We start from the raw sequence: 23,975 nt of genomic DNA on the forward strand, positions 1-23,975 counted from the left end.
CTGGCGCTGCCGTCCCGCCAGTGGGTGCTAGAATTTCGCTTTCCGTTACCGTTGCGCCGTTGCCATGCACCTGTCCCTGCTCAAGACCAAGATCCACCGCGCCACCGTCACTCACTCCGAGCTGAACTACGAAGGTTCCATCGCCATCGATGACAACCTGCTGCAGGCCACCGGCATCCGTGAGTTCGAACAGGTGAACATCTGGGACGTCACCAACGGTGCGCGTTTCTCCACCTATGCCATCCGCGCCGAAGCCGGCAGCGGCGTGGTGTCGCTCAACGGTGGCGCCGCGCGCCACGTGCAGGTGGGCGACATCATCATCATCGCCGCCTTTGCCAGCATGAGCGAAGAAGAAGCTGACAGCTTCAAGCCGAAGTTGGTATATGTGGACGGCAACAATCAGATCTCCCACACCAACGACACGATCCCGACACAGGCCGCATGACACAGCACAACGGATTCGACCCGCTTCATTCCCATGCCCAGCGCCTGCGTGGCGCGAGCATCCCTTCGTTGATCGCCGCCGAACCGGGCCGCGCACAATCGCTGGGGCTGCGGGTCGGTCCGTTGTACGTCAATTTCGCGCGGCAGAAGTACGACCGCGCGGCGTTGGACGCACTGCTGCTGCTGGCTGCCGAGCGCGATGTCGCCGGCGCGTTCCAGCGTCTGTTCCGCGGTGAAACGGTCAATGTGACCGAAGGCCGCGCGGCGCTGCATACCGCGTTGCGCGGGGACCTCAGTGGCGCTCCCGTGGCCCACGATGCGTTCGCCACCGCCGTGCCGGTCCGGGCGCAGATGGGGCAGCTCATCGCCGCGCTGGAAAAAACCAACGTCACCGACATCGTCAGCGTCGGCATCGGCGGCTCGGACCTCGGTCCGCGCCTGGTCGCCGATGCACTGCGCCCGGTCAGCGGCGCGCGTTTCCGCGTGCATTTCGTTTCCAACGTCGACGGCGCCGCCATGCAGCGCACGCTGGCCACGCTGGACCCGGCCACCACCGCCGGCATCCTGATCTCCAAGACCTTCGGTACCCAGGAGACCCTGCTCAACGGGCAGATCCTGCACGACTGGCTGGGCGGGAGCGAGCGCCTGTATGCGGTCAGTGCCAACCCCGAACGGGCGGCCAAGGCCTTCTCGATCGCCGCCGGCCGCGTGTTGCCGATGTGGGACTGGGTAGGCGGGCGTTATTCGCTGTGGTCGGCGGTCGGTTTCCCGATCGCGCTGGCGATCGGCTTCGAGCGTTTTGAACAGCTGCTGGCCGGTGCCGCGCAGATGGACGAGCACGCGCTTACCGCACCGCTGCAGCAGAACCTGCCGGTACTGCATGCGCTGACCGATATCTGGAACCGCAACTTGCTCGGCCATGCCACCCATGCGGTGATGACCTACGACCAGCGCCTGGCGCTGCTGCCGGCCTACCTGCAGCAACTGGTGATGGAAAGCCTGGGCAAGCGCGTACAGCTCGATGGCAGCCCGGTCGCCAGCGACACCGTGCCGGTGTGGTGGGGCGGGGCGGGCACCGACGTGCAGCACAGCTTCTTCCAGGCACTGCACCAGGGCACCAGCGTGATTCCGGCCGATTTCATCGGTTGCGTGCACAACGATGACCCCTATGTGGTCAACCACCAGGCATTGATGGCCAACCTGCTGGCGCAGACCGAAGCGCTGGCCAATGGCCAGGGCAGCGATGATCCGCACCGCGAGTATCCCGGCGGCCGTCCGAGTACGTTGATCCTGCTCGACGCGCTCACCCCGCAGTCGCTGGGCGCGCTGATCGCGATGTACGAACACGCGGTATACGTGCAGTCGGTGATCTGGAACATCAACGCGTTCGATCAGTTCGGCGTGGAGTTGGGCAAGCAGCTGGCCAGCCAGTTGCTGCCGGCGCTGCAGGGTGACGCGCATGCGATCACCGACCCGGTGACGCTGGAGTTGTTGGTGCAGTTGAAGGGGTGAGGGCGATTCGCGTACCGACCAACGGTCGGTACCTACCGGGGGATTCGGTGTCCCGATCAGCGGTAGGCGACGACCGTTGGTCGTCGCAGCCGAGGTGAATCGGCGTAGCGGTCGACATTCATTGCAGCGGTAGGCGACGACCGTTGGTCGTCGCGCACGCAACCGCAACCGACATCGGGTTACGGCCGCTCCGGGCTCGGCCGCTTGGCCAGCTTGCGCTGCAGCGAACGCCGGTGCATGCCGAGCAGGCGTGCGGCCGCGGACACATTGCCGCCGGTTTCATGCATCGCCTGCTGGATGTGCTCCCATTGCAGGCGGCTGATCGGGGTCATCGCATCGGGCGGTTCCAGCTCGCCGTCGTCGGCCGGGCCGTCGTCTTCCTCGCCCAGGGCGCGCAGGATCATCGGCACCGTGGCCGGTTTGGGCAGATAGTCGTCGGCCCCGAGCTTGATCGCCTCCACCGCGGTGGCGATGCTGGCATAGCCGGTGACCAGCAGGATCCGCATGTCTTCGCGTAGCGCGCGCAGCGGCTGGATCAGCGACAGGCCCGATTCGGACCCCAGCTTCAGGTCGATCAGCGCATAGGCCGGCGGGTGCTGGCGGGCCAGCATCAGCGCCGAGGCAATATCGCTGGCCGTCACCGTTTCCAACCCTTTGCGGGCCAGGCTGCGCTGCAGGGTGCGCAGGTACAGTTCGTCATCGTCGACCAGCAGGCCATGGCTTGCCGCGTGCGAGTGGGGGAAGGTCATGCGGAAGTCTCCGGGGGGCTCAGCGGCAGGCGGAAGCCGACGCGGGTGCCGGCACCGTTGGCCGGGCGCATCCACAGCTCGCCGTCGAGGCGTTCGATGGTGGCATGGGACAGGGCCAGGCCCACGCCCATGCCCTGGGTTTTGCCGCTGTTGAACAAGGTGCCGGGCAGTACCGCCTGGCGCGCATCGAAGCCGTGGCCGTAGTCGCGCACCTCGCCGATCAGGTCATCGCCTTCGATGCGCACGCTCAGGTCCACCTGGGGGCGCTCGGCCTTTTCGCCGGCATCGGCGGCGTTGTTGAGCAGCACCATCAGCAGATGGCCGATACCCGGGTCCAACGGCAGCTTCAACGGCGCGTCATCGTTGCGGTTGAGGGTGATCGTCGGGCGTACCAGCCGCCACTGTTCCAGTACCTGCGGCAGGGTGACGTGGTCGCGCCCGGGCGCGTCGCCTGCGGCCGGCTTGGCCAGCGCCAGCACGCGCTCGCGGCACTGCACCAGCAGTTCGCGCAGGGTTTCCACGTCGTCGCGGACTTCGCTGCTTTCGGACTGGTCGGCGATGTCGTCGGCGAGCAGGGTCATGGTCGCCAGCGGTGTATTGAGTTCATGCGCGACCGAGGCGGCGTGGGTGGCCAGGGCGACGATGCCTTCGTTGCGCACGAAGCGCTCGCGCAGCAGGGCCAGTTCGTGTTCGCGCTGGCGCAGGGCGATCGCCAGCCGGGTCGCGAAGACCAGCACCACCGTGGCCGAGAGCAGGAAATTGCAGACCACGCCCCACTGATGCATCTGCATCGCGGTGAAGTAGCCGCTGGGCAGCGGCAGGCCGAACACGCCGCTGGCCGCGTAGCCGATCAGGCAGGCCGCGGCCACCGCCAGGGTCCAGCGCAACGGCAGGGCCAGCGCCGCCAGGGCGATCAGGATCAGGAACAGCGAGCCGAACGGATTGCCGATACCGCCACTCCAGCCGACCATCCAGGTCAGGATGGCGACATCCACCAGGATGTGGCTGAACGCGGTGACCGGCGCGGTATCGGCGCCGTGCACGCGCAACTGCGCGTACAGGTTGAACAACGCCAGTGCGGCCACGCCGGCCCAGAGCGGCCGCTGCGGCAGTTCCAGGCCCAGCACCCAGCTGGCCACCAGGATCGTGGCCGCCTGGCCGGCCACGGCCAACCAGCGCAGGCTGCACAGAGTGCGGAGAAAGGGGGCGTCGGTACCGGTCATCACCGCACATCCTATGCGCTCGCGGCACGGCCTGCCTGCGACAATCGGCCGCATCGGCGCGGTTGCCCGGCCCGCAGATGAATGGGAGTGGCGTAATCGCCATGCGGCAGCGCTAAAATGCGGGGATGCATGACGCCGTGACCCAACCGACCCAACCGTCCGACACCACCGTGTGGGCCCGCCGCCAGACCCAGGCCGTCCGCATCGGCGGCGTGGTCGTGGGCGGAGGCCAGCCGGTGGTGGTGCAGTCGATGACCAACACCGACACCGCCAACGTCGCCGCCAGCGTCAAGCAGGTCGCCGAGTTGTGGCGGGCCGGCTCGGAGATGGTGCGGCTGACCGTCAACAACCCCGAATCGGCCGCGGCGATCCCGCGTATCCGCGAGAAGCTGCTGATGATGGGGGTCGATGTCCCGCTGATCGGCGACTTCCACTACAACGGGCATCAGTTGCTGACCCAGGAACCGGCCTGCGCCGAGGCGCTGGCCAAGTACCGGATCAATCCGGGCAACGTCGGTTTCGGCAAGAAAAAGGACACCCAGTTCGCGCAGCTGATCGAATTTGCGATCCGCTACGACAAACCGGTGCGGATCGGCGCCAACTGGGGCTCGCTGGACCAGTCGCTGGCCGCACGCCTGATGGACGAGAACAACCACCGCCAGCAGCCGTGGGATGCCGGCCGGGTATTGCGTGAGGCGCTGATCCGCTCGGCGCTGGATTCGGCCCAGACCGCCGTCGAGCTGGGCCTGCCGCGCGATCGCATCGTGCTGTCGGCCAAGGTCAGCGGCGTGCAGGAGCTGATCGCGGTGTACCGCGACCTGGCCCAGCGTTCGGACTTCGCCCTGCACCTGGGCCTGACCGAGGCCGGGATCGGCAGCAAGGGCATCGTTGCCTCCTCGGCGGCGCTGGCGGTGCTGCTGCAGGAAGGCATCGGCGACACCATCCGTATTTCGCTGACGCCCGAACCGGGCCAGTCGCGCACGGCCGAGGTGATCGTTGCCCAGGAACTGCTGCAGACCACCGGGCAGCGTGCGTTCACCCCGCTGGTCACCGCGTGCCCGGGCTGCGGCCGCACCACTTCCGAGTTCTTCCAGGAGCTGGCCAAGGTGGTGCAGAACCACGTACGCGAAAAGATGCCGACGTGGAAGGTCAGCCACCCGGGTGCGGAGAACATGACGCTTGCGGTGATGGGCTGCATCGTCAACGGGCCGGGCGAATCGCGCCACGCCAACATCGGCATCTCCTTGCCCGGGACTGGTGAAACGCCGGCCGCGCCGGTGTTCATCGACGGCGAGAAGTCGGTGACGTTGCGCGGCGAGAACATCGCGCAGGATTTCGTGGCCCTGATCGACGATTACGTTGAACGCAAGTATGTCCGAAGCATCGGATAAGCCTGCGGTACTGGCCACGCCTGAGCCAGCCGCCGGTTTCCGCCAGTGGATGGCGCACAACGCCTGGCGTTTCGTGCTGCTGTTTGCCGGGGTGCTGTTGCCGCTGGCCGGGTTTGTCGCGCTGGCCGATGAGGTCCACGAACTGGAGGTGGTGTACTTCGACGCCCCGCTGCTGTGGACCCTGCATGGCCTGCATGCGCCGGCCTTGGACCGGTTCTTCGTGCTGTTGTCCAAGCTGGGCTACGAGTGGTTCCTGATTCCAGCCGATGTGTTGATCGTGCTGCTGCTGCTGTGGCGGCGGCGCTGGCGCGAGGCCACGTTCGTGGCGATCAGTTTCGTCGGTTCGGCCTTGTTGAACCTGGGCAGCAAGCAGTTCTTCCAGCGTGACCGGCCCAGCCTGTGGGAGTCGATCGCCCCGGAAAGCACTTTCAGCTTCCCCAGTGGACACGCGATGGGCTCGATGACCCTGGCCGCCACCCTGGTGCTGCTGGCCTGGAACACCCGCTGGCGGTGGCCGGTGCTGGTACTGGCACCGTCGTTCAGCGTGCTGGTCAGCGTTTCCCGGGTCTACCTGGGGGTGCATTACCCCTCCGACATCCTGGCCGGATGGTGTGCGGCACTGGTTTGGGTGGTAGGGTGCTTCCTGGTCATGTTCCGCCGCCGGTACCCTTGGCGGCGCCGGCAGTGAGCCGAGTGGAAAAGGGCCCGGCCGATCGCGTCAGTACGTCGACGTAGACTGATAGGGCCGGTAAACCGAAAGGGCCTGGGGTGAAAGGCTTAAGGGGTGGGGCAACGCAGCGTCGGTGTGATGCAGGCACCAGAACGTGCCGGTAGGGGGTTTTCTGCCTTGTTATCGCCCAATCCCGCCGCTAGGCTTGCCCCCGTTTGCAGCGTTTGAAGAGGTGCGTGGATGACGATTCGAGTGTATCTGGTGGACGATCATGCGCTGGTGCGAACCGGCATGAAGATGATCCTGTCCAACGAGACCGATATCGAGGTAGTCGGTGAAGCGGACTCTGGCGAGGTGGCACTCCCTGACATCCGTCAGTTGCGCCCCGATGTGGTGCTGTGCGACCTGCACCTGCCGGGCGTGAGCGGGATGGAGGTTACCGAACGGGTGGTGCGTGGCGACCATGGCACCCGCGTGGTGATCGTCTCGGTCCTCGAAGATGGGCCGATGCCCAAGCGCCTGCTCGAAGCCGGGGCCTCCGGCTATATCGGCAAGGGCTGCGATGCGCAGGAACTGCTGCGCGCCGTGCGCGACGCCGCGCTGGGCCGACGTTACCTGGGCAGCAGCATCGCGCAGAACCTGGCGCTGTCCAACGTGGAAGGCACCCAGTCGCCCTTCGACACCCTGTCCCCGCGCGAACTGGAAGTGGCCTTGCTGCTCACCCAGGGCCTGCGCCAGGAAGATATCGCCAAGCGCCTCAGCCTGAGCGCCAAGACGGTGAACACGCACAAGGCACGGCTGTTCGAGAAGATGGGCATCCACGACAACATCGCCCTGGCACGCATGGCCAGCCAGTACGGCCTGGTGGACCCTGCGCGACCGATGTGATGCCGCGCGAAGATAGATGAAAAAACGCCCGGGCATACCCGGGCGTTTTTCGTTGCAGCGTCAGTGTGCGCGCACCCGCGCCACGATCTTCGCCGCCTGCGCGGCGCTCTCGCGCACCTTGTCCCACTCGCCGCGCTCGATCCAGCCACCGGGCACCATCCACGAGCCGCCAATGCAGACCACGTTCTTCTGCTCCAGGTACTCCGAGGCCGTGGTCTCGGTAATCCCGCCGGTCGGGCACAGCTTCAGGTCCGGAATCGGACCGGCCAGGCCCTTGATCATAGCCAGCCCGCCCACGGCCGATGCCGGGAACAGCTTGCACACCCGGAAGCCTCGCGCATACAGCGCCAGCATTTCAGTCGGCGACGCTGCGCCGGGCACCACCGGCAACGGCGCGGCCGCCAGGGCATCGGCCATGTGCGCCGGCGTACCCGGCGTCACCAGGAAATCCGCACCGGCATCAATGGACTGCTGCATCTGCTCCACGGTCAACACCGTGCCGGCGCCCACCACCACATCGGGCAGCTCGCGCTTGAGCATCGCCAGCGCCTCCATCGCCACCGGCGTACGCAGGGTCAACTCAATGGCCGGCAACCCGCCTTCCAACAGCGCCGCACTGACCGCACGGGCCTGATCAAGCGTATGCACCGTCACTACCGGCAGGATGCCGGCAGCATGTAGCAGGGTTTCAGCGCGTTTCTGGTGTTCGGCGATGCTCATGTGTTTTCTCTCTTTCTCAATGACTGCAGCGCAAATGACGCGCCGAATTGTGTCCGAGGGCAGCGGATCGCCCTGGCCGGGACCGTTGAGCGGCATGGATGCCGCTCACGAGCCCCCATGGATGGGTTCACGGCGTGTCCCGGCCAGGGCGATCCGCTGCCCTGGCCCGTACCGCCGCGCTTTGCGCTTCAGGCGTCCTTGCCTTCATGCGGCGCATCCGCCGCCGCCGCGTCATGCCCCAGATCGTATTCCGCGTCGTAATTCCAGATATCACCCTCGGCCGTCGCCGGCCCGCAGGAAATCGAAATCGCGCCCTGATCGGCCGGACCCACCACGCGACGGTTCAACGCAAACAGATTGCGCCCCATATCGTGCGCTGCCGGTGCGGTATTGGGGGCCGGCGCACGCGCGGCGAACTCCGCCGCGTCCACCAGCAATTCCAACGTGCCGGCCTCACCATCCAGGCGGATCATGTCGCCCTCGCGCACCCGCGCCAACGGACCGCCGCGCGACGCTTCCGGGGTCATGTGGATCGCCGCCGGGAACTTGCCCGACGCACCGGACAGCCGACCATCGGTCACCAACGCAACGCGTCGGCCCTGGTTCTGCAGCAGGCCCAGCAACGGCGCCAGCGAATGCAGCTCCGGCATCCCGTTCGCGCGCGGCCCCTGGTAACGCACCACCGCCACGAAATCGTGCGGCAATACCCCTGCGGCATGCAGCTTGTTCAATATCTGCGGCGCATCCACCACCACCGCCGGCGCCTCGATCGTCCGGAACGGCGGTTTCACCGCCGACAGCTTGATCAACGAACGCCCCAGGTTGCCGCGCAGCAGCCGCAGCCCACCCTGGGCCTCGAACGGCTCGGCCACCCCGCGTACCACCTCGCGGTCGGCACTCTCACGCACACCGTCCACGTAGGTCAGCGTGCCCTCGCGCAGTGCAGGCTCCTGCCCATACTGGCGCATCCCGCCCTCGGCCACCGTCTGCAGGTCGGCATGCATCAGCCCGGCATCCATCAGTTCGCGGAACACGAACGCCGTTCCGCCGGCAGCGGCGAACCGATTCACGTCCGCCTCGCCGTTCGGGTAGATCCGCGCCAGCAGCGGAACCAGCTGCGACAGCTGGTCCATGTCGTCCCAGGTCAGCACGATGCCGGCCGCACGCGCCACCGCGATCCAATGGATCGTGTGGTTGGTCGAGCCACCGGTGGCCATCAGCGTGACCACCGCATTGATGATCGCGCGCTCGTCGATCAACCGCCCGAGCGGACGGAAATCATCGCCCAGCGCACTGATCTCCAGCGCACGCACCGCTGCCTGGCGGGTCAGCGCATCGCGCAGCGGCGTATCGGGATTGACGAACGACGCGCCGGGCAGCTGCACGCCCATCGCTTCGAGCAAGGTCTGGTTGGAGTTGGCCGTGCCGTAGAACGTGCAGGTGCCCGCGCCGTGGTAGGACGCTGCTTCTGCTTCCAGCAGTTCCTCGCGGGTCGCTTCGCCGGCCGCATAGCGCTCGCGCACTTCGGCCTTCTGCTTGTTCGGAATGCCCGGTGTCATCGGCCCGGCCGGCAGGAAGATCGCCGGCAGGTGGCCGAAGGCCAGCGCACCGATCAACAGACCCGGCACGATCTTGTCGCACACGCCCAGGTACACGCTGGCATCGAACATGTCGTGGCTGAGGCCGATCGCGGTGGACTGGGCAATCACATCGCGCGAGAACAGCGACAGCTCCATGCCCCCCCGGCCCTGGGTGACGCCGTCGCACATGGCGGGCACGCCACCGGCAACCTGCGCGGTGGCGCCGAGGTCGCGTGCGGCCTGGCGCAGGATTTCCGGGTAGTACTCGAACGGCTGGTGCGCCGAGAGCATGTCGTTGTAGGCGGTGATGATGCCCAGGTTGGGGGTGACGCCGCCACGCAGGCGCGACTTGTCGGTCGGCCCGCAGGCGGCGAAGCCATGGGCCAGGTTGCCGCAGCTCAGGCGCGAGCGGAACGGACCATCGCGCATGGCGGCATCGATGCCGGCCAGGTAGGCCGCGCGCGAGGCCGCGCTGCGCTGGATGACACGCTGGGTGATGGCATGGAGTTGGGGATGCAGGCTCATTGGCTACCGGCTATGAGAGGGCGGACGAACCACACCGGGGACAGGTCAGTCACACCAGTGGACGCGCAGCTTGGCGCCGTCGAGGTCGATCGCGTTGAGGATGGGATACAACTGCGGGTTGTTGCTTTCCAGCGCCTGCCTGAGCACTTCCAGCTTCTGCTTGCCACGCAGCAGCAGCAGCCGTTGGCCGCTGTGCTTGAGCCCATGCGGGGTCAGCGTGATGCGCAGCGGCCACTGGTTGGCACCGGGGCAACCGGTGGCGTCCAGGGCGGCGTAGGGCAGGGTACTTTCCAGTGCACGAGCCAGGTCCCGGGAACCGGGGAACAGCGAGGCGGTGTGGCCGTCGTTGCCCATGCCCAGCACGCTCAGGCACGGCGGTTGGCTGTGCTGGGCCTGCAGGTTGGCGGTGTACACACACTCGGGCAACGGCTTGCCGACCCGCACCAGCGGATCGAAGTGCGCGCCGTCGGCACGGTTGAGGAAACTCTCGCGGACCAGCCACGCATTGCTGTCGCGATCCTGGGGCGACAGCCAGCGCTCGTCGACCAGGCTCACTTCGACCCGGTCCCAATGCACGTCCAGCTCGGCCAATGCCTGGTAGACCGGTGCCGGCGTGGTGCCGCCGGAGAGCAGCATGCGCGCACGCCCGAAGGTGGTGATGTCCTGGTTGAGCGCCTGCGCCATTTCAGCGGCGATGGCCTCGATCCAGCCATCGGCGTCGCCGTGGCGGACCAGGGTGAAACGATCGGAATTGTCCAGGGTGTTCATGCGTTGCCTCCCGGCAGGTCACATTCGGCATCGGCGGCATAGGCCGCCGCACCGAGCAGGCCGGCGTGCGGATGCATCACCGCCAGCGATGGCACGCGGGCCATGATCGAAGAGAAACGACCCTTGTGTTCAAAGCGCTGGCGGAAGCCGGAATGCTGCAGGGAATCAAGCATCTTCGGCGTCAGCCCGCCGGTCAGGAACACGCCGTCCCAGGCACCCTGCATCAGCACCAGGTCACCGGCGATGGCGCCGAACACCGCGCAGAACACATCCACCGTGCGCATCGCCTGCGGATCGCCGTGCAGCGCGCGCGCGGTGACGTCCACCGGTTGCAGCTGGCCGGGGTCGATGCCGGCCATCTCGCAGACCGCGCGATGGATGTTGACCAGGCCCGGGCCGCAGATCAGGCGTTCGTTGGAGACGCGGCCGAACTGCTCGGACAGGATTTCCAGGATGCGGATTTCCTCCGGCGTTCCCGGCGGGAAGCTGACGTGGCCGCCTTCGGTTTCCAGCGGGTAGCAGCGGCCGTGGCGCAGGATCAGGCCACCCACGCCGAGCCCGGTGCCCGGGCCGATCACCGCGTAGTTGCGCGGTTGGCCGGGCTTGCCCGGTACCCAGGCGGCGCCACCGACCTGGATGACGTCGTACGGCTGCAGCAGCGAGATCGCCATGGCCTGCGCGGCGAAGTCGTTGATCAGGTGCAGCTCGTCGAACCCCAGCATCTGCGCGGTGCGCATCCGCGAGATCACCCACGGATGATTGGTGATGCGCGCCTCGTCACCGTCCACGCGCCCGGCCACGGCGAACACGCCGCGCCTGGCTTCCGCACCGACCTGGTCCAGGTAGTGGCGCGCGGCGTCGCCGAGCGAGGGGAAATCGGCCACCACGAATTCGCGGATGCTGTCCTGCTGCAGCGGTGCCGCCTGGCCGGTGTCGGCCAGGGCGAAGCGGGCGTTGGTGCCACCGATGTCGGCGACCAGCACCGGTTGAGTCTGCAGCGTCATGCGTTGCTGTCCTGGCGGCCGGCGTCGGCGTCCACATCGGCAGGCAGGAAATCAACCGCCTGGTCCGGGCCCCATTGGCCGGCCGGGTAGGGCTGCAGCGGCAATGCGGCCTCCTTCCAGGCGTCGCTGACGCTGTCGATCCACGCCCAGGCGGCGCGCACTTCGTCATCGCGCACGAACAGCGCATGGTTGCCGTTGAAGGCATCCAGGAACAGGCGTTCGTAGGCGATGCGGCGATGCAGGCCGGTCGGTACCGACAGCTCCAGCTCCAGCGGATGCAGTTCCAGCGCGCCCCATTCCGGGCCGGCCAGGCTGCTCATCAGGCCCAGCTCGATGTTTTCCTGCGGCTGCAGCTGGAAGGTGATGCGGTTGGGCGTGGCATTGCGGCGGTGCGGGCGCTCGAACAGCCAGTGGGTGACCGGCTTGAGCGTGACCACCACGCGGGTGGTGCGCTCGGCCAGGCGCTTGCCGGTGACCAGGTGGAACGGAACGCCGGACCAGCGCCAGTTGTCGATGTGCGCGGTGACCCCGGCGAAGGTTTCCACATCGCTGCCTTCCGGCGGCTGGTAGGCCTGCGCAGGCTGGCCGTTGATGGTGCCGGCGGTGTAGCGGCCGCGTACGCTGTCACGCGCGGCGTGCTTGGCATCGAGCGGGCGCAACGCGCGCAGCACCTTGACCTTCTCGTCGCGGATGCGGTCGGCTTCCAGCGAGGCCGGCGGTTCCATCGCCACCAGGCACAGCAGCTGCAGGATGTGGCTCTGGACCATGTCGCGCAGCGCGCCGGAGCGTGCGTAGTAGGCATCGCGGCCGTCCACGCCTTCGCTTTCGGCGACCAGGATGTGCACCGACTCGATGTAATTGCGGTTCCACACCGCTTCCAGCAGCGTGTTGCCGAAGCGCAGCGCGATCAGGTTCTGCACCGCGGCCTTGCCCAGGTAGTGGTCCAGGCGGAACACGCGGTCTTCGTCGATCCACGCACCGATGGTGGTCAGGATCTCCTCGGCGCTCTTGCTGTCGCTGCCGATCGGCTTCTCCAGCATCAGCCGTGCCGGTGCGGCCAACGCGCCGCCCAGGGCCAGGCCTTCGCAGGTGGAGATGTACAGGCCCGGCGGAATGGCCAGGTAGCTCACGCACTTGCGGTCGACCAGGTCGCGCACCGATTCGGCGACCGATTCGGGATTGCGCAGGTCCACCGAGCGATAGTCGATGCGTGACAGCAGCGACTGGATGTCCTCCTGGCTGGCCAGCGGCATGGCCTGCTGCAGGCGTGGGCGCAGGATCTCGCGGAAGCCCTCGGTGTCGTGCGGGGACAAGGCCAGCGCACGGACCTTGAAGTCCTCCGGCAGCAGTCCGTCGCCAAGCAGGCGCAACAGGGAGGGGAACAGGTAGCGCTGGGCGAGATCGCCGGTGGCGCCGAACAGGAAGAGGGTGTCGTGCATGGCTCGAGTTTCAGATCCGGGTGACATCGTTGTCAATCGCTTCTCGTCTATGTTCTCGGGGGGCTCGCCCAGCGCGGTGTCCGATGCTGCAGGTGCAGCATGAACAGGCGCGCGGCCGCTCATCATGGGGCATGTGCCGGGCCGATCGGGAGACGATGTGCCTGCCGATGCGTCGCGGTCATGACCGACCAACGGATACTGCCACGTGAAAACGTTTACATGGCAGAATGAGCAGACTGTATTCGATTGCAGTGGTCGCCGTCATGCGGCACCACGCCATCGACCTGCCATCGGGAGGGCCGAAGGCAGTTCCGCACAACAGCCCGGCAGCGGGCGGACTGGAATGGGTGACATGGCAAAAGTGCAGTTGCAGGGCGTGCGCAAGGTCTACGACAACGGCCAGGTGGCCGTCCAGGGCGCGACCTTTGAAGTGGCCGATGGCGAATTGATGGTGCTGGTCGGGCCGTCCGGGTGTGGCAAGTCGACCTTGCTACGCATGGTCGCCGGGCTGGAAGAGATCAGTGCCGGAACGCTGAGTATCGGCGACCGCGTGGTCAACGACGTGGCGCCCAAGGACCGCGATATCGCCATGGTGTTCCAGAGCTACGCGCTGTACCCGCACATGACCGTGGCCGAGAACCTGGCCTTCGGCCTGAAGCTGCGCGGCCACGACAAGGCCACCATCGTCAAGCGCGTGGACGAAGCCGCGCAGACCCTGGGCCTGACCGACATGCTCGACAAGCTGCCCAAGGCGATGTCCGGCGGCCAGCGGCAGCGCGTGGCGCTGGGCCGCGCGCTGGTGCGCGAGCCGGCGGTATTCCTGCTGGATGAGCCGCTGTCCAACCTGGATGCCAAGCTGCGTCACAGCGTGCGCACTGAAATCGCGCAGCTGCACCGCAAGCTCGGCACCACCATGATCTACGTCACCCACGACCAGGTGGAGGCGATGACGCTGGGCCAGCGCATCGTGGTGCTCAAGGACGGGGTGATCCAGCAGATCGACACCCCGATGGCGCTGTACGACCGCCCGACCAACCTGTTCGTGGCCGGCTTCCTTGGCAGCCCGGCGATGAACGTGCTGCGAGGTACCCTGGAGCAGGGCAGCACCGGCCTGGTGGTGCGCGAAACCGCCCTGACCGCGCCGCTGGGCCAGGCCGCGGTCGACCTGGCGTGGATCGGCAGGCCGATCGCCGTGGGCGTGCGCCCCGAGCACCTGCAGCCGGCGGCCGCCGAGGATGCAAGCGCATTCGATGCGGTCATCGACGGCATCGAGCCGGTGGGCAACGAAATCTTCGTCAACATGACCAGTGGCAGTCAGTCGCTGGTGATGCGCGTGGCGCCGCAGGCGTTGCCGGCGGTAGGCGGAACGATCCGCGTGGCGATCCATTCGCCGGCGCTGCATTTCTTCGATGCCCAGACCGGCGAGCGGTTGAACGCAGGGTAGGTCACCACCGTTGGTGGTGACGCGGGGAAATCATCGGCGCCGCACGCATCGACCAACGGTCGATGCCTACCGGGCGAGGCTGTCCAGCAGCGGCAGCTGCGCCGCCTGCGCATCAGCCACCTGCAGCGGCTCGGCGCTGATCTCCAGCGGCAGCACCGCCAGGGCCAGATCGCCGGCCACGCTGGCCACGGTGCCGATCACCGTGCCGTTCTGCATCACCTGCGCGCCGCTGGCCACGCCCTCGGCCACGCGCAGCAGTTGCAGCGCACGTTTGGCCTTGCCCAGGAAATGGGTGCGCGCCACGATTTCCTGGCCGGGGTAGCAGCCCTTTTTGACGCTGTACCCGTTCAAACGGTCCAGCCCCAGCTGCTGCGGCGTCCACTGCTCGCGCTGGTCGGCGGCCAGGCGCGGCAGCCCGTAGCGCAGGTCGGCTTGCCGCCAGGCCAGGGCGAAGCCGCTGTCGTCCACCGTCGTATCGCCATGTACCGGCCCGATGCGCAGGGTGCGCGGCAGCGCATCGCTGCCCATATCCAGCTCCAGATCCGCGCCATCCTGCGCGATGGCTGCGCCAGAGGCGGCTTCCGGCGCGGTGAAGCTGCCCGCCACGCCGAGGTCGTCGCGCCGCGTGATCTTGACCTTGCGGCGGAACACAAAACGCTGCAACTGCGACGCAATCGCATCGCCGTCACCGTCGGCGAGCACCAGCAGCACGTTTTCCGCGTCCACCCGGATCAGCTGGAACACAGCAATGGTGCGGCCTTTGGCGCTCAGCCAGGCACTCCACTGCCAATGCCGCAGGGGCAGGGCGGTGACGTCGCTGGAGAACTGGGCATGCGCGAACGCCGCCGCATCCACGCCGTCCAGGCTGAGCAGCTGGTGACCGGAGAGGCGCGGAAAACCGTCAAATTCGAGGGGCAGGTTGTCAGGCACGTGAACGGGGTCTAAAATTTGTGCGTTGCGAGAACACCCATGATAGGCCAAACAACCCCCACTCCCGAATCCGAATCCAACGCCCCGCAGGTCGACCAGGAGCAGCCGCTCCCCGAGACCCCTGTGGTGCCCGTGGAAATCGGTGGCCGCGGCGGACTTGATCCGGTGCGGTATGGCGATTGGGAAAAAAACGGACGCTGCATCGATTTTTGATCAGCATTGAGCCAACGCGGCATTGCGCCGCCCAGCCGAGACAACGAGCCCAGCGAATGGCCGCCAGAGAACGTCCCCTTTCCCCGCACCTTCAGGTGTATCGCTGGCAGATTCAGATGGCCACCTCGATCCTGCATCGAGCGTCCGGCATCTTTCTGTCTGTTGGAGCCTTGATCATCGCCGGCGGCCTGCTCGCCCTGATGATGGGCCCCGAATCCTGGAACTGCTTCACTTCCCACGCCGGTAGCTGGTATGGAAAGGTGTTCCTGTTTGCATGGACGTGGGCGTTCGCCTACCACCTGTGCAATGGCCTGCGCCACATCGTGCAGGACTTCGCCATCGGCTTCAGCATTCCCGCCTTCGTGCGCAGCAGCTGGATCTCGGTGTTCGCCAGCCTGGTGATCACCGCGCTGATCTGGGCTTATGTCTTCGCCGGAGCCGCCGCATGAGCAATTTCCGTACCCCGCTGAAGAACGTGCGTGGCCTCGGCGCAGCCAAGACCGGTACCGAGCACTTCGTGATGCAGCGCCTGACCGCCACCGCGCTGGTCGGGTTGACCGTGTGGTTCCTGGTGTTCGTGCTGAGCCTGATCGGTGCCGATTACGTGACCGCCACCGACGCGGTGTCCAAGCCGTGGAACGCGGTGCTGCTGGTCGGCTTCCTGGTGGCGATGTTCTGGCATGCCCAGCTCGGCCTGCAGGTCGTGCTGGAAGACTACATCCATAATTCGTTGCTGGCCCTGGCGCTGCAGACAACGGTGAAGTTCATCGCCGTGCTGGGCGCGATCGTCAGTGTTTTTGCGGTCGCCCGCATAGCGCTCGGCGTTGCCTGAGTCCAGGCACCAAGACAGGAATCCAGAGTAGATGTCCGCTTACAAGATTACCGAACACAAGTACGACATGGTCGTGGTCGGCGCCGGCGGTGCCGGTCTTCGCGCCACCTTCGGGCTGGCCGCCAAGGGCCTGCAGACCGTCTGCCTGACCAAGGTGTTCCCGACCCGTTCGCACACCGTGGCCGCGCAGGGCGGTATTTCCGCCGCGCTGGGCAACATGGGCGAGGACGACTGGCGTTACCACTTCTTCGACACCATCAAGGGGTCGGATTGGCTGGGCGACCAGGACGCCATCGAGTACATGTGCCGCGAAGCGATTCCGGCCATCATCGAGCTGGAGCACTACGGCGTGCCGTTCAGCCGTACCGAAGAGGGCAAGATCTACCAGCGCCCGTTCGGTGGCATGACCACCAAGTACGGCGAAGGCCCGTCGGCGCAGCGCACCTGCGCGGCGGCCGACCGTACCGGCCACGCCATGCTGCACACGTTGTACCAGCAGTCGCTGGCGCACAACGCGCGCTTCATGATCGAGTACTTCGCACTCGACCTGATCTTCGATGACGAAGGCGTCTGCCGCGGCGTGCTCGCGCTGGACATGGCCGACGGCTCGCTGCATCTGTTCCGCGCCCACGGCGTGGTGCTGGCCACCGGCGGTTACGGCCGCGCCTACTTCAGTGCCACCTCGGCGCACACCTGCACCGGTGACGGCGGCGGCCTGGCCATGCGTGCCGGTATCGCCATGCAGGACATGGAGTTCGTACAGTTCCACCCGACCGGTATCTACGGCGCGGGCTGCCTGATCACCGAAGGCGTGCGTGGCGAAGGCGGCATCCTGCGCAACAGCAACGGCGAGCGCTTCATGGAGCGCTATGCACCGCACTACAAGGACCTGGCCTCGCGCGACGTGGTATCGCGTTCGATGACCATCGAAATCCGCGAAGGCCGCGGCGTCGGCGAGCACAAGGACCACATCCTGCTCGACCTGACCCACCTCGGCCCGGGCGTGATCGACGACAAGCTGCCGGGTATCGCCGAAAGCGCGCGCATCTTCGCCGGCGTGGACGTGCACAAGCAGCCGATCCCGGTCATCCCGACCGTGCACTACAACATGGGCGGCATCCCGACCAACTACCACGGCGAAGTCGTGCGCAAGCTGGGCGACAACAACGATGCCGTGGTCCCGGGCCTGTACGCCATCGGCGAAGCGGCCTGCGTGTCGGTGCACGGTGCCAACCGCCTGGGATCCAACTCGCTGCTGGACCTGGTGGTGTTCGGCCGTGCGGTGGCCAACCGCTGCGCCGAGACCATCAAGTCCGGCGCGCCGCACAAGATGCTGCCGGCCGATGCGTGCGACAAGGCGCTGGGCCTGCTGGACAAGCTGCGTTACGCCGACGGCGACACCCCTACCTCGGTGATCCGCGACAACATGCAGCGCACCATGCAGAACGACGCGGCGGTGTTCCGTACCAGCAAGACGCTGGAAGAGGGCTGCAGCAAGATGGCCGGGATCTTCGACTCCTTCCAGGACGTCAAGGTCAGCGACCGTTCGCTGGTGTGGAACTCGGACCTGATCGAAACCTACGAGCTGAACAACCTGCTGCTCAACGCGGTGGCCACGATCAACTCGGCCGAACAGCGCAAGGAAAGCCGCGGCGCGCACGCGCACGAGGACTTCCCGGACCGCGACGACGTCAACTGGCAGAAGCACACGATGGTCACGGTGGATGACCAGGGCAAGTGCAGCTTCGACTACCGCCCGGTGCACATGTACACGTTGAGCAAGGACGTGGACGTGGTGCCGCCGAAGCCGCGCGTTTACTGATCGCCCGCGGCATGACCACCGGCCCCGCAGCGCTCGCCGACACCTCCACCCGCATGGGTGGGGCAGGGCGTGCGCCGCGGTCCGGCGGTGTCGACTTCCTCACCTTCCGTGCTAGCCGCGCCTGCATCGCAGCGCGAGCCGCCTGAGCCAACGAGAACAGCCATGGCAGAGTTTTCCCTCCCCAAGAATTCCAAGATCGGAAAGGGCAAGCACTTCCCCGCCGCGAGCGGTGCGAAGAATACGCGCACTTTCAAGATCTACCGCTGGAATCCCGACGACGACAGCAACCCGCGTACCGACACCTACGAGATCGACCTGGACAGCTGCGGCCCGATGGTTCTGGACGCGCTGATCAAGATCAAGAACGAGGTCGATCCGACCCTGACCTTCCGGCGTTCGTGCCGCGAGGGCATCTGCGGTTCGTGCGCGATGAATATCGACGGCACCAACACGCTGGCCTGCACCCGTGCCATCGCCGACTGCGGCAAGGCCGAAGTGCCGATCTACCCGCTGCCGCACATGAGCGTGGTCAAGGACCTGGTGCCGGACCTGACCCACTTCTATGCGCAGTACGCCTCGATCAAGCCGTGGATCCGCACCCAGACCCCGCCGCCGCCGGACCGTGAGCGCCTGCAGTCGCCGGAAGACCGCAAGAAGCTGGACGGCCTGTACGAGTGCATCCTGTGCGCGTGCTGCTCCACCAGCTGCCCGAGCTACTGGTGGAACGGCGAGCGTTACCTGGGCCCGGCGATCCTGCTGCAGGCCTACCGCTGGATCATCGATTCGCGCGATGAAGACACCGGCGCCCGCCTGGACGAGCTGGAAGATCCGTTCAAGCTGTACCGCTGCCACACCATCATGAATTGCTCGCGGACCTGCCCGAAGGGCCTGAACCCGGCGCTGGCCATTGCCGAGATCAAGAAGCTGATGATGGCGCGCCGCGCCTGATCTGGTAGAGCGGGGCTCTGCCCCGCTGCATGCAAGGTCACCCATCACGTAGAGCGGGGCTCTGCCCCGCTGTCCGCGGGCCCCCGCTGCACCAAAGGCCGGGCAACGCCCGGCCTTGCCGTTCCAGGAGCCCTGCCAATGGACGAAGCCACTGAACTGAAGAAGCTGCGCTGGCGTTGCCGGCGCGGCATGCGCGAGCTGGACCAGCTGTTTGGCCGCTACCTTGACCGTTGCTGGCTGCAGGCGCCTACCGACGAACGCGAGGTTTTCCTGTTCCTGCTGGAGAGCGAGGACGATAAGTTGTGGCGATGGTTCATGGGTTACGAGGAGTGCCCACATGTCCAGCCCGCCGCGCTCATCGCCCGCATCCGCGCCCTGCCGGCTTGAATGGCGGCCCTCGCGCTGGCAGTTTGCCGCGCACCTGCTGATCACCGCGCTGGCGCCCTGGGCGCTATGCGCCACCGATCTCTCGCCGGCCCTGCGTTGGCCAGCGTCGCTGCTGGTCCTGGCGTTGGGCGGGGCCGAGGCCTGGTGGTACTGGCAACGCCCGGTGCAGGCGTGGCTGATCCTGCCCGGTGACGGGCAGGCGCGGTGCGACGGGCAGCCGGTCGAGGACCTGCAGCTGTCTGACCGCGGGTGGTTGCTGCAGCTGGCCTGGCGCCAGCAGGGGCGCCGACGGCGTTGCCTGTTCTGGCCCGATACATTGCCGCCGGCGCAGCGACGTGAACTGCGACTGGCCGTACATGCACGGCGCATTTCCCGTTCAGCCCCGGCGATGGCACCATAGCCTGAATTGTCCGGCGCACCTGCATGTTCAAACCCATCCCTGTTTCCATTGGCCTGCGCTACCTGCGCGCCAAGCGCCGCAACGGCTTCATCTCTTTCATCTCGATGGCCTCCATCCTCGGCATCGCGCTGGGCGTGACCGTGCTGATCACCACGCTGGCGGTCATGAGCGGTTTCCAGAAGGAAATCCGTGACCGCCTGCTGCAGATGACCGCGCACACCACCATCACCAGCGACGGCGCGCCGATGTCCGATTGGCAGCGTGCGGTGGACATCGCCAGGAAGGATCCGCGCGTGGCCGGCGCTGCGCCGTACATCGAGATCCAGGCCATGCTCAGCGGCCCACGCGTGCAGGGAGCGATCGTGCAGGGCATCGATCCGGCGCTGGAGCCGGGCGTGTCGGTGATCAACCAGAAGGTGCTGAAGGGCAAGGGCAGCTTCGACAGCATCACCCCGGGCAGCTACAACCTGCTGATCGGCAAGGAACTGGCGATCTGGCTCGGCGTGGATGTCGGTGACAGCGTGCTGGTGACCCTGGCCGAAGTGCAGGGCACCCCGGTCGGGGCGATGCCGCGATTGAAGCGCTTCAAGGTCAGCGGCATTTTTGAAGCCGGTTACAACGAAATCGACCGCGGCGTGGCCTACGCCAACATGGCCGATCTGGAGCGCGTGCTGCGCATGGACGGCGTTACCGGCGTGCGGCTCAAGCTGCATGACATGGACAAGGCGCTGGAGGTGGGGGTAGATCTGGCGCACGACCTGGGCGGTGCCTACCGGGTCAGCGACTGGACCCAGCAGAACGCGAACCTGTACCACTCGCTGCGCATGGAAAAGGTGGTGATGGGCATCCTGCTCTCGCTGATCATCGCCATGGGCGCGTTCAACCTGGTGTCCTCGCAGGTGATGCTGGTCACCGACAAGCAGGCCGACATCGCCATCCTGCGCACGCTCGGGCTCAGCCCCGGCGGAGTGATGCAGGTGTTCATGGTGCAGGGGTCGTTGATCGGCATCATGGGCACGGTGGCCGGGGTGATCGGCGGCATCACGCTGACCTTGAACCTGGAGCGCATCCTCGGCGCCATCGAGACGGTGTTCAACGTCAAGCTGCTGCCCGAAGACGTGTACTACATCACCGGCCTGCCTACCGACATGCAGACCCCGGATATCGTCATCATCACGGTCATTGCGCTGGCCATGAGCTTCCTGGCCACCTTGTACCCCGCGTGGCGCGCCGCCCGCACCCAGCCGGCAGAGGCCCTGCGCTATGAATGAGCCGATCAATCGCGGCGACGAAGTGATCCGCGCCGATGCGCTGGCCAAGACCTATGCCGAAGGCCGGATGCAGACGCCGGTGTTCCATGGGCTGGACCTGAGCGTGTCGGCCGGCGAGACGGTGGCCATCATCGGCGCCTCCGGGGCCGGCAAGAGCACACTGCTGCACCTGCTGGGCGGGCTGGATACGCCGACCGCAGGCGAGGTGTACGTGGCCGGGCACCGGATGTCCGGGCTGTCGGACGGTCAGCGCGGCCAGCTGCGCAACCGCGCCCTGGGCTTTGTGTACCAGTTCCACCACCTGCTGCCGGAATTCACCGCGCTGGAAAACGTGATGATGCCCGGGCTGCTGGGCGGCGAAGCCGTGGCCAGTGCGCGTCAACGCGCACGCGCGCTGCTGGAATCGGTCGGGCTGGGCCATCGCCTGGACCACAAGCCTGGCGAGTTGTCCGGCGGCGAACGCCAGCGTGCCGCCGTTGCGCGCGCGCTGGTCAACCAGCCGGCCTGCGTGCTCGGCGACGAGCCCACCGGCAACCTGGATGACAAGACCGCCGCAACCGTGTTCGAGCTGATGCTGGAGCTCAACCGCGCCCACCACACCAGCCTGGTGCTGGTGACCCACGACCGCAGCCTGGCCCGCAAGCTGGACCGGGTACTGGAACTGCGCGAAGGGCGGCTGCACGCGCTGGCCCACAGCCAGGTCTGAGCCGGTGGCTGAATGGCCGGCGCGATCCTGTCGCCGGCCTCACACGATAGGCGCATGATCGGCGCAGTCATCCCCATTGGAGGCGCCATGAAGACCCTGATCGCAGCCACTGCGCTGTGCCTGACCCTGGTGGCCTGTGCCACCACCGGCCGCCTCACCAGCGAGCAGCGGCTGGCGCTGTACCGCGCCCATGCCGCTGCGCCACAGCCGAACCTGCAGTACTTTGGCTCGCTCAACGGCTGGACCGAGCTGGGCGACAGCGCGCTGGCGGTGTGGACCCGGCCCAGCGAGGCCTATCTGCTGGAACTGCGTGGCCCCTGCCAGGGGCTGTCCTTTGCCAGCGCCATCGGCCTGACCAGCCAGATGGGCCAGGTGTCGTCGCGGTTCGACAAGGTACTGGTACGCGATGGCAGCCCCGGCCCGAGCCTGCCGTGCTTCATCGGCAGCATCCGCAAGCTGGATGTCAAGGCGTTGCGCGCCTCCGAGCAGGAGCTGCGCCAGGCGCAGGTGCAGGAGCGCGAAGAAGGCCAGCCTGCCGCACGGTAGGCCACGACCGTTGGTCGTGGCGCGCGGGATCGAGGCCGTTGATGCGGTGTACCGACCAACGGTCGGTACCTACGGGCCCGGGGTGGGTGCCACGAATCCGGCCGGCGCTTCGGCGCCACCGCCGAACAGGAACTTCACCAGCTCCGCTTCCAGGAAGGCACGGTGCTGGGGGTCGCGCGGGGACAGCCGGTTCTCGTTGATCAGCATGGTCTGGTGCGCCAGCCAGGCGCTCCAGGCGCTCTTGCCGGTGCCGTTGAAAATGCGCTGGCCCAGTTCGCCGGGATAGGGCACGAAGTCCAGGCCGTCGGTATCGCGTTGTTCGTACTGGCAGAAAACGGTGCGGGGCATGAGGCTCACTCGGGGTCTTGGAATGTCGCTGCGCGGGGCATTGTACGGCGCTTGGGCAGGGGGGGCGGCGCGCCGGTTTCCAGCAGCTTGCGGATCGGTGCGGGCAGGCCCAGCGTGGAAAGCGTTTCAGCGGCGACCCAGCGCAGTGCCGGGTCGTCGCGACGCAGGCCATCGACCTTCCGCGCCAGCACCTGCAGATGCAGGCGGTAATGGCTGAAGGTGTGCTGCAGGACCGGCAGCGGTTCAGCGTCTTCCAGCGAGCCGTCAACGTGTGCGTCGAACCAGTCCTGCAGCGCGATGCCGTTGTCGGCCTGCGGCAATGTCCACAGTTGTGCCCAGATGCCGGTGTCCGGACGTTTCTGCAGCAGTACCCGGCCCTGGCCATCGCGCAGCAGCAGGGCGACCGCCTCGCGTTCGGGCAGGGTCTTGCTGGGCTTGGGTGTGGGCAACTGGTCGCTGCGGCCCTGGCGGCGGGCAACGCAATCGACCTGCAGAGGGCAGATAACGCACGCCGGCTTGCTGCGGGTGCAGACCGTCGCGCCCAGGTCCATCTGCGCCTGGGTGTAGTCGGCCTGGCGCGTGCTCGGCACGTGCCGCGCATGCGTCTCGGCGAGCGCCCACAGCACTTTCTCCACCGCCGGCAGGCCGGGGAAGCCGTCGATGCCGTGGTAACGGGTCAGCACACGCTTGACGTTGCCGTCGAGGATCGCGGCGCGATCGTTCCAGGCCTGGCTGAGTATCGCCGCCGCCGTGCTGCGGCCAATGCCGGGCAGCGCCTGCAGCGCCTCGACATCGCGCGGCAGGTCGCCGCCGTGCAGGGCCACGCAGTGCTGGGCGGCAGCGTGCAGGTTGCGGGCACGTGCGTAGTAGCCCAGCCCGGCCCACTGTGCCATCACCGCGTCGTTGCTGGCGGCGGCCAGCGCCGGCAGGGTGGGGAACACCTGCAGGAATTTCAGGAAGTACGGGATGACCGTGGCCACCTGGGTCTGCTGCAGCATGATCTCCGACAGCCATACCCGGTAGGGCGTGCGCGGATGTTGCCAGGGCAGGTCGTGGCGGCCGTGGCCATCGAACCACGGCAGCAGCCGTGCGACGAAGGCATCGTCGACGGTGGCAGGAGCGCTGGCGGCAGGCTGGCGTGGCATCGCGTTTCCATTACGGGGGGAGCGCCACCCCAGCGGTGGCTGCGACCGTGCAGGGTCGCCGATTGGCCAG

The 23,975-nt window shown here is 67.0% G+C and carries 26 protein-coding genes; 16 read left to right on the forward strand and 10 right to left on the reverse strand.

Translation table 11 applies throughout. The annotated features are described in order from the left end of the window. Window positions 1–64: 64 nt before the first annotated feature. The gene (panD, locus tag AC3IR9_RS07700) at window positions 65–445 is read left to right on the forward strand and encodes an aspartate 1-decarboxylase (RefSeq protein ID WP_489295133.1); all 381 of its coding nucleotides are present in this window, start codon (window positions 65–67) and stop codon (window positions 443–445) included. Continuing rightward, complete coding sequence (gene pgi, locus AC3IR9_RS07705) at window positions 442–1,956, forward strand: glucose-6-phosphate isomerase (protein ID WP_489295134.1); 1,515 nt, start codon at window positions 442–444, stop codon at window positions 1,954–1,956. The genes panD and pgi overlap by 4 nt, the downstream gene beginning before the upstream one ends. A 179-nt stretch (window positions 1,957–2,135) precedes the next feature. Here the strand turns inward: pgi and AC3IR9_RS07710 are convergent, their stop codons facing one another. Together AC3IR9_RS07710 and AC3IR9_RS07715 are read right to left on the reverse strand one after the other, a co-directional pair. Then, complete coding sequence (locus tag AC3IR9_RS07710; protein WP_489295136.1) at window positions 2,136–2,705, reverse strand: response regulator transcription factor; 570 nt, start codon at window positions 2,703–2,705, stop codon at window positions 2,136–2,138. Beyond that, window positions 2,702–3,928 (reverse strand): ATP-binding protein, encoded by a 1,227-nt coding sequence (locus AC3IR9_RS07715; RefSeq protein ID WP_489295137.1) that lies wholly within the window; start codon window positions 3,926–3,928, stop codon window positions 2,702–2,704. Before AC3IR9_RS07715 ends, AC3IR9_RS07710 begins: the two co-directional genes overlap by 4 nt. Before the next feature lie 125 nt (window positions 3,929–4,053). Between AC3IR9_RS07715 and ispG the strand changes: the two genes are divergently transcribed. The 3 genes from ispG (at window position 4,054) to AC3IR9_RS07730 (ending at window position 6,877) form a co-directional block, all read left to right on the forward strand. Beyond that, the gene (ispG, locus tag AC3IR9_RS07720; RefSeq protein WP_489295139.1) at window positions 4,054–5,319 is read left to right on the forward strand and encodes a flavodoxin-dependent (E)-4-hydroxy-3-methylbut-2-enyl-diphosphate synthase; all 1,266 of its coding nucleotides are present in this window, start codon (window positions 4,054–4,056) and stop codon (window positions 5,317–5,319) included. Next, a complete protein-coding gene (locus AC3IR9_RS07725; RefSeq protein WP_489295141.1) occupies window positions 5,300–6,007 on the forward strand; it encodes a phosphatase PAP2 family protein in 708 nt (235 codons plus the stop codon). The genes ispG and AC3IR9_RS07725 overlap by 20 nt, the downstream gene beginning before the upstream one ends. 222 nt (window positions 6,008–6,229) lie before the next feature. After that, complete coding sequence (locus AC3IR9_RS07730; RefSeq protein ID WP_489295142.1) at window positions 6,230–6,877, forward strand: response regulator; 648 nt, start codon at window positions 6,230–6,232, stop codon at window positions 6,875–6,877. Window positions 6,878–6,937: 60 nt separating this feature from the next. Here the strand turns inward: AC3IR9_RS07730 and eda are convergent, their stop codons facing one another. The 5 genes from eda to zwf form a co-directional block, all read right to left on the reverse strand. Then, window positions 6,938–7,597 (reverse strand): bifunctional 4-hydroxy-2-oxoglutarate aldolase/2-dehydro-3-deoxy-phosphogluconate aldolase, encoded by a 660-nt coding sequence (gene eda / locus AC3IR9_RS07735; RefSeq protein WP_489295143.1) that lies wholly within the window; start codon window positions 7,595–7,597, stop codon window positions 6,938–6,940. A 188-nt stretch (window positions 7,598–7,785) separates the two neighbouring features. Beyond that, a complete protein-coding gene (edd, locus tag AC3IR9_RS07740; RefSeq protein ID WP_489295145.1) occupies window positions 7,786–9,702 on the reverse strand; it encodes a phosphogluconate dehydratase in 1,917 nt (638 codons plus the stop codon). A gap of 45 nt (window positions 9,703–9,747) precedes the next feature. Continuing rightward, a complete protein-coding gene (pgl, locus tag AC3IR9_RS07745; RefSeq protein ID WP_489295146.1) occupies window positions 9,748–10,470 on the reverse strand; it encodes a 6-phosphogluconolactonase in 723 nt (240 codons plus the stop codon). Beyond that, a complete protein-coding gene (glk, locus tag AC3IR9_RS07750; protein WP_489295147.1) occupies window positions 10,467–11,474 on the reverse strand; it encodes a glucokinase in 1,008 nt (335 codons plus the stop codon). The genes pgl and glk overlap by 4 nt, the downstream gene beginning before the upstream one ends. Further along, on the reverse strand, window positions 11,471–12,913 hold the full coding sequence (gene zwf, locus AC3IR9_RS07755; RefSeq protein ID WP_489295148.1) for a glucose-6-phosphate dehydrogenase: 1,443 nt from the start codon (window positions 12,911–12,913) through the stop codon (window positions 11,471–11,473). Before zwf ends, glk begins: the two co-directional genes overlap by 4 nt. 352 nt (window positions 12,914–13,265) lie before the next feature. Here zwf and AC3IR9_RS07760 point away from each other — a divergent pair, with 352 nt between their 5' ends. After that, window positions 13,266–14,357, forward strand: a complete 1,092-nt coding sequence (locus tag AC3IR9_RS07760) for an ABC transporter ATP-binding protein (protein ID WP_489295149.1) — start codon at window positions 13,266–13,268, stop codon at window positions 14,355–14,357. A gap of 66 nt (window positions 14,358–14,423) precedes the next feature. Here AC3IR9_RS07760 and ygfZ read toward each other — a convergent pair whose 3' ends face one another. After that, on the reverse strand, window positions 14,424–15,287 hold the full coding sequence (gene ygfZ, locus AC3IR9_RS07765; protein ID WP_489295151.1) for a CAF17-like 4Fe-4S cluster assembly/insertion protein YgfZ: 864 nt from the start codon (window positions 15,285–15,287) through the stop codon (window positions 14,424–14,426). Between the two features lie 39 nt (window positions 15,288–15,326). On the opposite strand from ygfZ, the gene AC3IR9_RS07770 reads away from it, so the two are divergent. The 10 genes from AC3IR9_RS07770 to AC3IR9_RS07815 all read left to right on the forward strand — a co-directional run bounded on the left by AC3IR9_RS07770 (window position 15,327) and on the right by AC3IR9_RS07815 (window position 22,412). Then, window positions 15,327–15,500 carry a DUF1674 domain-containing protein gene (locus tag AC3IR9_RS07770; RefSeq protein WP_489295153.1) on the forward strand — a complete coding sequence of 58 codons (174 nt, stop codon included), beginning with the start codon at window positions 15,327–15,329 and terminating at the stop codon, window positions 15,498–15,500. Between the two features lie 56 nt (window positions 15,501–15,556). Then, window positions 15,557–15,949, forward strand: coding sequence for a succinate dehydrogenase, cytochrome b556 subunit (gene sdhC / locus AC3IR9_RS07775; protein WP_489295757.1), 393 nt, complete (start codon window positions 15,557–15,559; stop codon window positions 15,947–15,949). Beyond that, window positions 15,946–16,332 (forward strand): succinate dehydrogenase, hydrophobic membrane anchor protein, encoded by a 387-nt coding sequence (gene sdhD / locus AC3IR9_RS07780; protein WP_489295154.1) that lies wholly within the window; start codon window positions 15,946–15,948, stop codon window positions 16,330–16,332. Before sdhC ends, sdhD begins: the two co-directional genes overlap by 4 nt. A gap of 31 nt (window positions 16,333–16,363) precedes the next feature. Continuing rightward, the gene (gene sdhA, locus AC3IR9_RS07785; protein ID WP_489295156.1) at window positions 16,364–18,154 is read left to right on the forward strand and encodes a succinate dehydrogenase flavoprotein subunit; all 1,791 of its coding nucleotides are present in this window, start codon (window positions 16,364–16,366) and stop codon (window positions 18,152–18,154) included. 162 nt (window positions 18,155–18,316) lie between these two features. Continuing rightward, the gene (locus AC3IR9_RS07790; RefSeq protein ID WP_489295158.1) at window positions 18,317–19,102 is read left to right on the forward strand and encodes a succinate dehydrogenase iron-sulfur subunit; all 786 of its coding nucleotides are present in this window, start codon (window positions 18,317–18,319) and stop codon (window positions 19,100–19,102) included. Window positions 19,103–19,240: 138 nt separating this feature from the next. Continuing rightward, entirely contained in the window at window positions 19,241–19,489 is a 249-nt protein-coding gene (locus tag AC3IR9_RS07795) for an FAD assembly factor SdhE (RefSeq protein ID WP_489295159.1), read from the forward strand. Beyond that, a complete protein-coding gene (locus AC3IR9_RS07800; RefSeq protein ID WP_489295160.1) occupies window positions 19,440–19,889 on the forward strand; it encodes a hypothetical protein in 450 nt (149 codons plus the stop codon). The genes AC3IR9_RS07795 and AC3IR9_RS07800 overlap by 50 nt, the downstream gene beginning before the upstream one ends. 23 nt (window positions 19,890–19,912) lie before the next feature. Next, window positions 19,913–21,160, forward strand: a complete 1,248-nt coding sequence (locus AC3IR9_RS07805; protein ID WP_489295162.1) for a lipoprotein-releasing ABC transporter permease subunit — start codon at window positions 19,913–19,915, stop codon at window positions 21,158–21,160. After that, entirely contained in the window at window positions 21,153–21,866 is a 714-nt protein-coding gene (lolD, locus tag AC3IR9_RS07810; protein ID WP_489295164.1) for a lipoprotein-releasing ABC transporter ATP-binding protein LolD, read from the forward strand. Before AC3IR9_RS07805 ends, lolD begins: the two co-directional genes overlap by 8 nt. Window positions 21,867–21,953: 87 nt before the next feature. Beyond that, on the forward strand, window positions 21,954–22,412 hold the full coding sequence (locus AC3IR9_RS07815) for a DUF6491 family protein (protein WP_489295165.1): 459 nt from the start codon (window positions 21,954–21,956) through the stop codon (window positions 22,410–22,412). Window positions 22,413–22,481: 69 nt separating this feature from the next. Here AC3IR9_RS07815 and AC3IR9_RS07820 read toward each other — a convergent pair whose 3' ends face one another. Together AC3IR9_RS07820 and mutY are read right to left on the reverse strand one after the other, a co-directional pair. Continuing rightward, complete coding sequence (locus AC3IR9_RS07820; RefSeq protein ID WP_489295166.1) at window positions 22,482–22,760, reverse strand: oxidative damage protection protein; 279 nt, start codon at window positions 22,758–22,760, stop codon at window positions 22,482–22,484. A 5-nt stretch (window positions 22,761–22,765) separates the two neighbouring features. Next, window positions 22,766–23,905, reverse strand: a complete 1,140-nt coding sequence (gene mutY, locus AC3IR9_RS07825) for an A/G-specific adenine glycosylase (protein WP_489295167.1) — start codon at window positions 23,903–23,905, stop codon at window positions 22,766–22,768. Window positions 23,906–23,975: the final 70 nt, after the last annotated feature.

Source organism: Stenotrophomonas sp. GL_101 (genome assembly GCF_057835675.1).

Bases quoted from the DNA above. Each gene is read 5' to 3' on its own strand.
- sdhA (WP_489295156.1), top strand. From the start codon at position 16,364: ATGTCCGCTTACAAGATTACCGAACACAAGTACGACATGGTCGTGGTC.
- AC3IR9_RS07815 (WP_489295165.1), top strand. From the start codon at position 21,954: ATGAAGACCCTGATCGCAGCCACTGCGCTGTGCCTGACCCTGGTGGCC.
- AC3IR9_RS07800 (WP_489295160.1), top strand. From the start codon at position 19,440: ATGTCCAGCCCGCCGCGCTCATCGCCCGCATCCGCGCCCTGCCGGCTT.
- AC3IR9_RS07710 (WP_489295136.1), bottom strand. From the start codon at position 2,705: ATGACCTTCCCCCACTCGCACGCGGCAAGCCATGGCCTGCTGGTCGAC.
- AC3IR9_RS07770 (WP_489295153.1), top strand. From the start codon at position 15,327: ATGATAGGCCAAACAACCCCCACTCCCGAATCCGAATCCAACGCCCCG.
- pgl (WP_489295146.1), bottom strand. From the start codon at position 10,470: ATGAACACCCTGGACAATTCCGATCGTTTCACCCTGGTCCGCCACGGC.
- zwf (WP_489295148.1), bottom strand. From the start codon at position 12,913: ATGCACGACACCCTCTTCCTGTTCGGCGCCACCGGCGATCTCGCCCAG.
- AC3IR9_RS07795 (WP_489295159.1), top strand. From the start codon at position 19,241: ATGGACGAAGCCACTGAACTGAAGAAGCTGCGCTGGCGTTGCCGGCGC.
- AC3IR9_RS07805 (WP_489295162.1), top strand. From the start codon at position 19,913: ATGTTCAAACCCATCCCTGTTTCCATTGGCCTGCGCTACCTGCGCGCC.
- AC3IR9_RS07715 (WP_489295137.1), bottom strand. From the start codon at position 3,928: ATGACCGGTACCGACGCCCCCTTTCTCCGCACTCTGTGCAGCCTGCGC.
- lolD (WP_489295164.1), top strand. From the start codon at position 21,153: ATGAATGAGCCGATCAATCGCGGCGACGAAGTGATCCGCGCCGATGCG.
- AC3IR9_RS07760 (WP_489295149.1), top strand. From the start codon at position 13,266: ATGGCAAAAGTGCAGTTGCAGGGCGTGCGCAAGGTCTACGACAACGGC.
- sdhC (WP_489295757.1), top strand. From the start codon at position 15,557: ATGGCCGCCAGAGAACGTCCCCTTTCCCCGCACCTTCAGGTGTATCGC.
- AC3IR9_RS07820 (WP_489295166.1), bottom strand. From the start codon at position 22,760: ATGCCCCGCACCGTTTTCTGCCAGTACGAACAACGCGATACCGACGGC.
- pgi (WP_489295134.1), top strand. From the start codon at position 442: ATGACACAGCACAACGGATTCGACCCGCTTCATTCCCATGCCCAGCGC.
- eda (WP_489295143.1), bottom strand. From the start codon at position 7,597: ATGAGCATCGCCGAACACCAGAAACGCGCTGAAACCCTGCTACATGCT.
- AC3IR9_RS07725 (WP_489295141.1), top strand. From the start codon at position 5,300: ATGTCCGAAGCATCGGATAAGCCTGCGGTACTGGCCACGCCTGAGCCA.
- sdhD (WP_489295154.1), top strand. From the start codon at position 15,946: ATGAGCAATTTCCGTACCCCGCTGAAGAACGTGCGTGGCCTCGGCGCA.
- mutY (WP_489295167.1), bottom strand. From the start codon at position 23,905: ATGCCACGCCAGCCTGCCGCCAGCGCTCCTGCCACCGTCGACGATGCC.
- glk (WP_489295147.1), bottom strand. From the start codon at position 11,474: ATGACGCTGCAGACTCAACCGGTGCTGGTCGCCGACATCGGTGGCACC.
- AC3IR9_RS07790 (WP_489295158.1), top strand. From the start codon at position 18,317: ATGGCAGAGTTTTCCCTCCCCAAGAATTCCAAGATCGGAAAGGGCAAG.
- edd (WP_489295145.1), bottom strand. From the start codon at position 9,702: ATGAGCCTGCATCCCCAACTCCATGCCATCACCCAGCGTGTCATCCAG.
- AC3IR9_RS07730 (WP_489295142.1), top strand. From the start codon at position 6,230: ATGACGATTCGAGTGTATCTGGTGGACGATCATGCGCTGGTGCGAACC.
- panD (WP_489295133.1), top strand. From the start codon at position 65: ATGCACCTGTCCCTGCTCAAGACCAAGATCCACCGCGCCACCGTCACT.
- ispG (WP_489295139.1), top strand. From the start codon at position 4,054: ATGCATGACGCCGTGACCCAACCGACCCAACCGTCCGACACCACCGTG.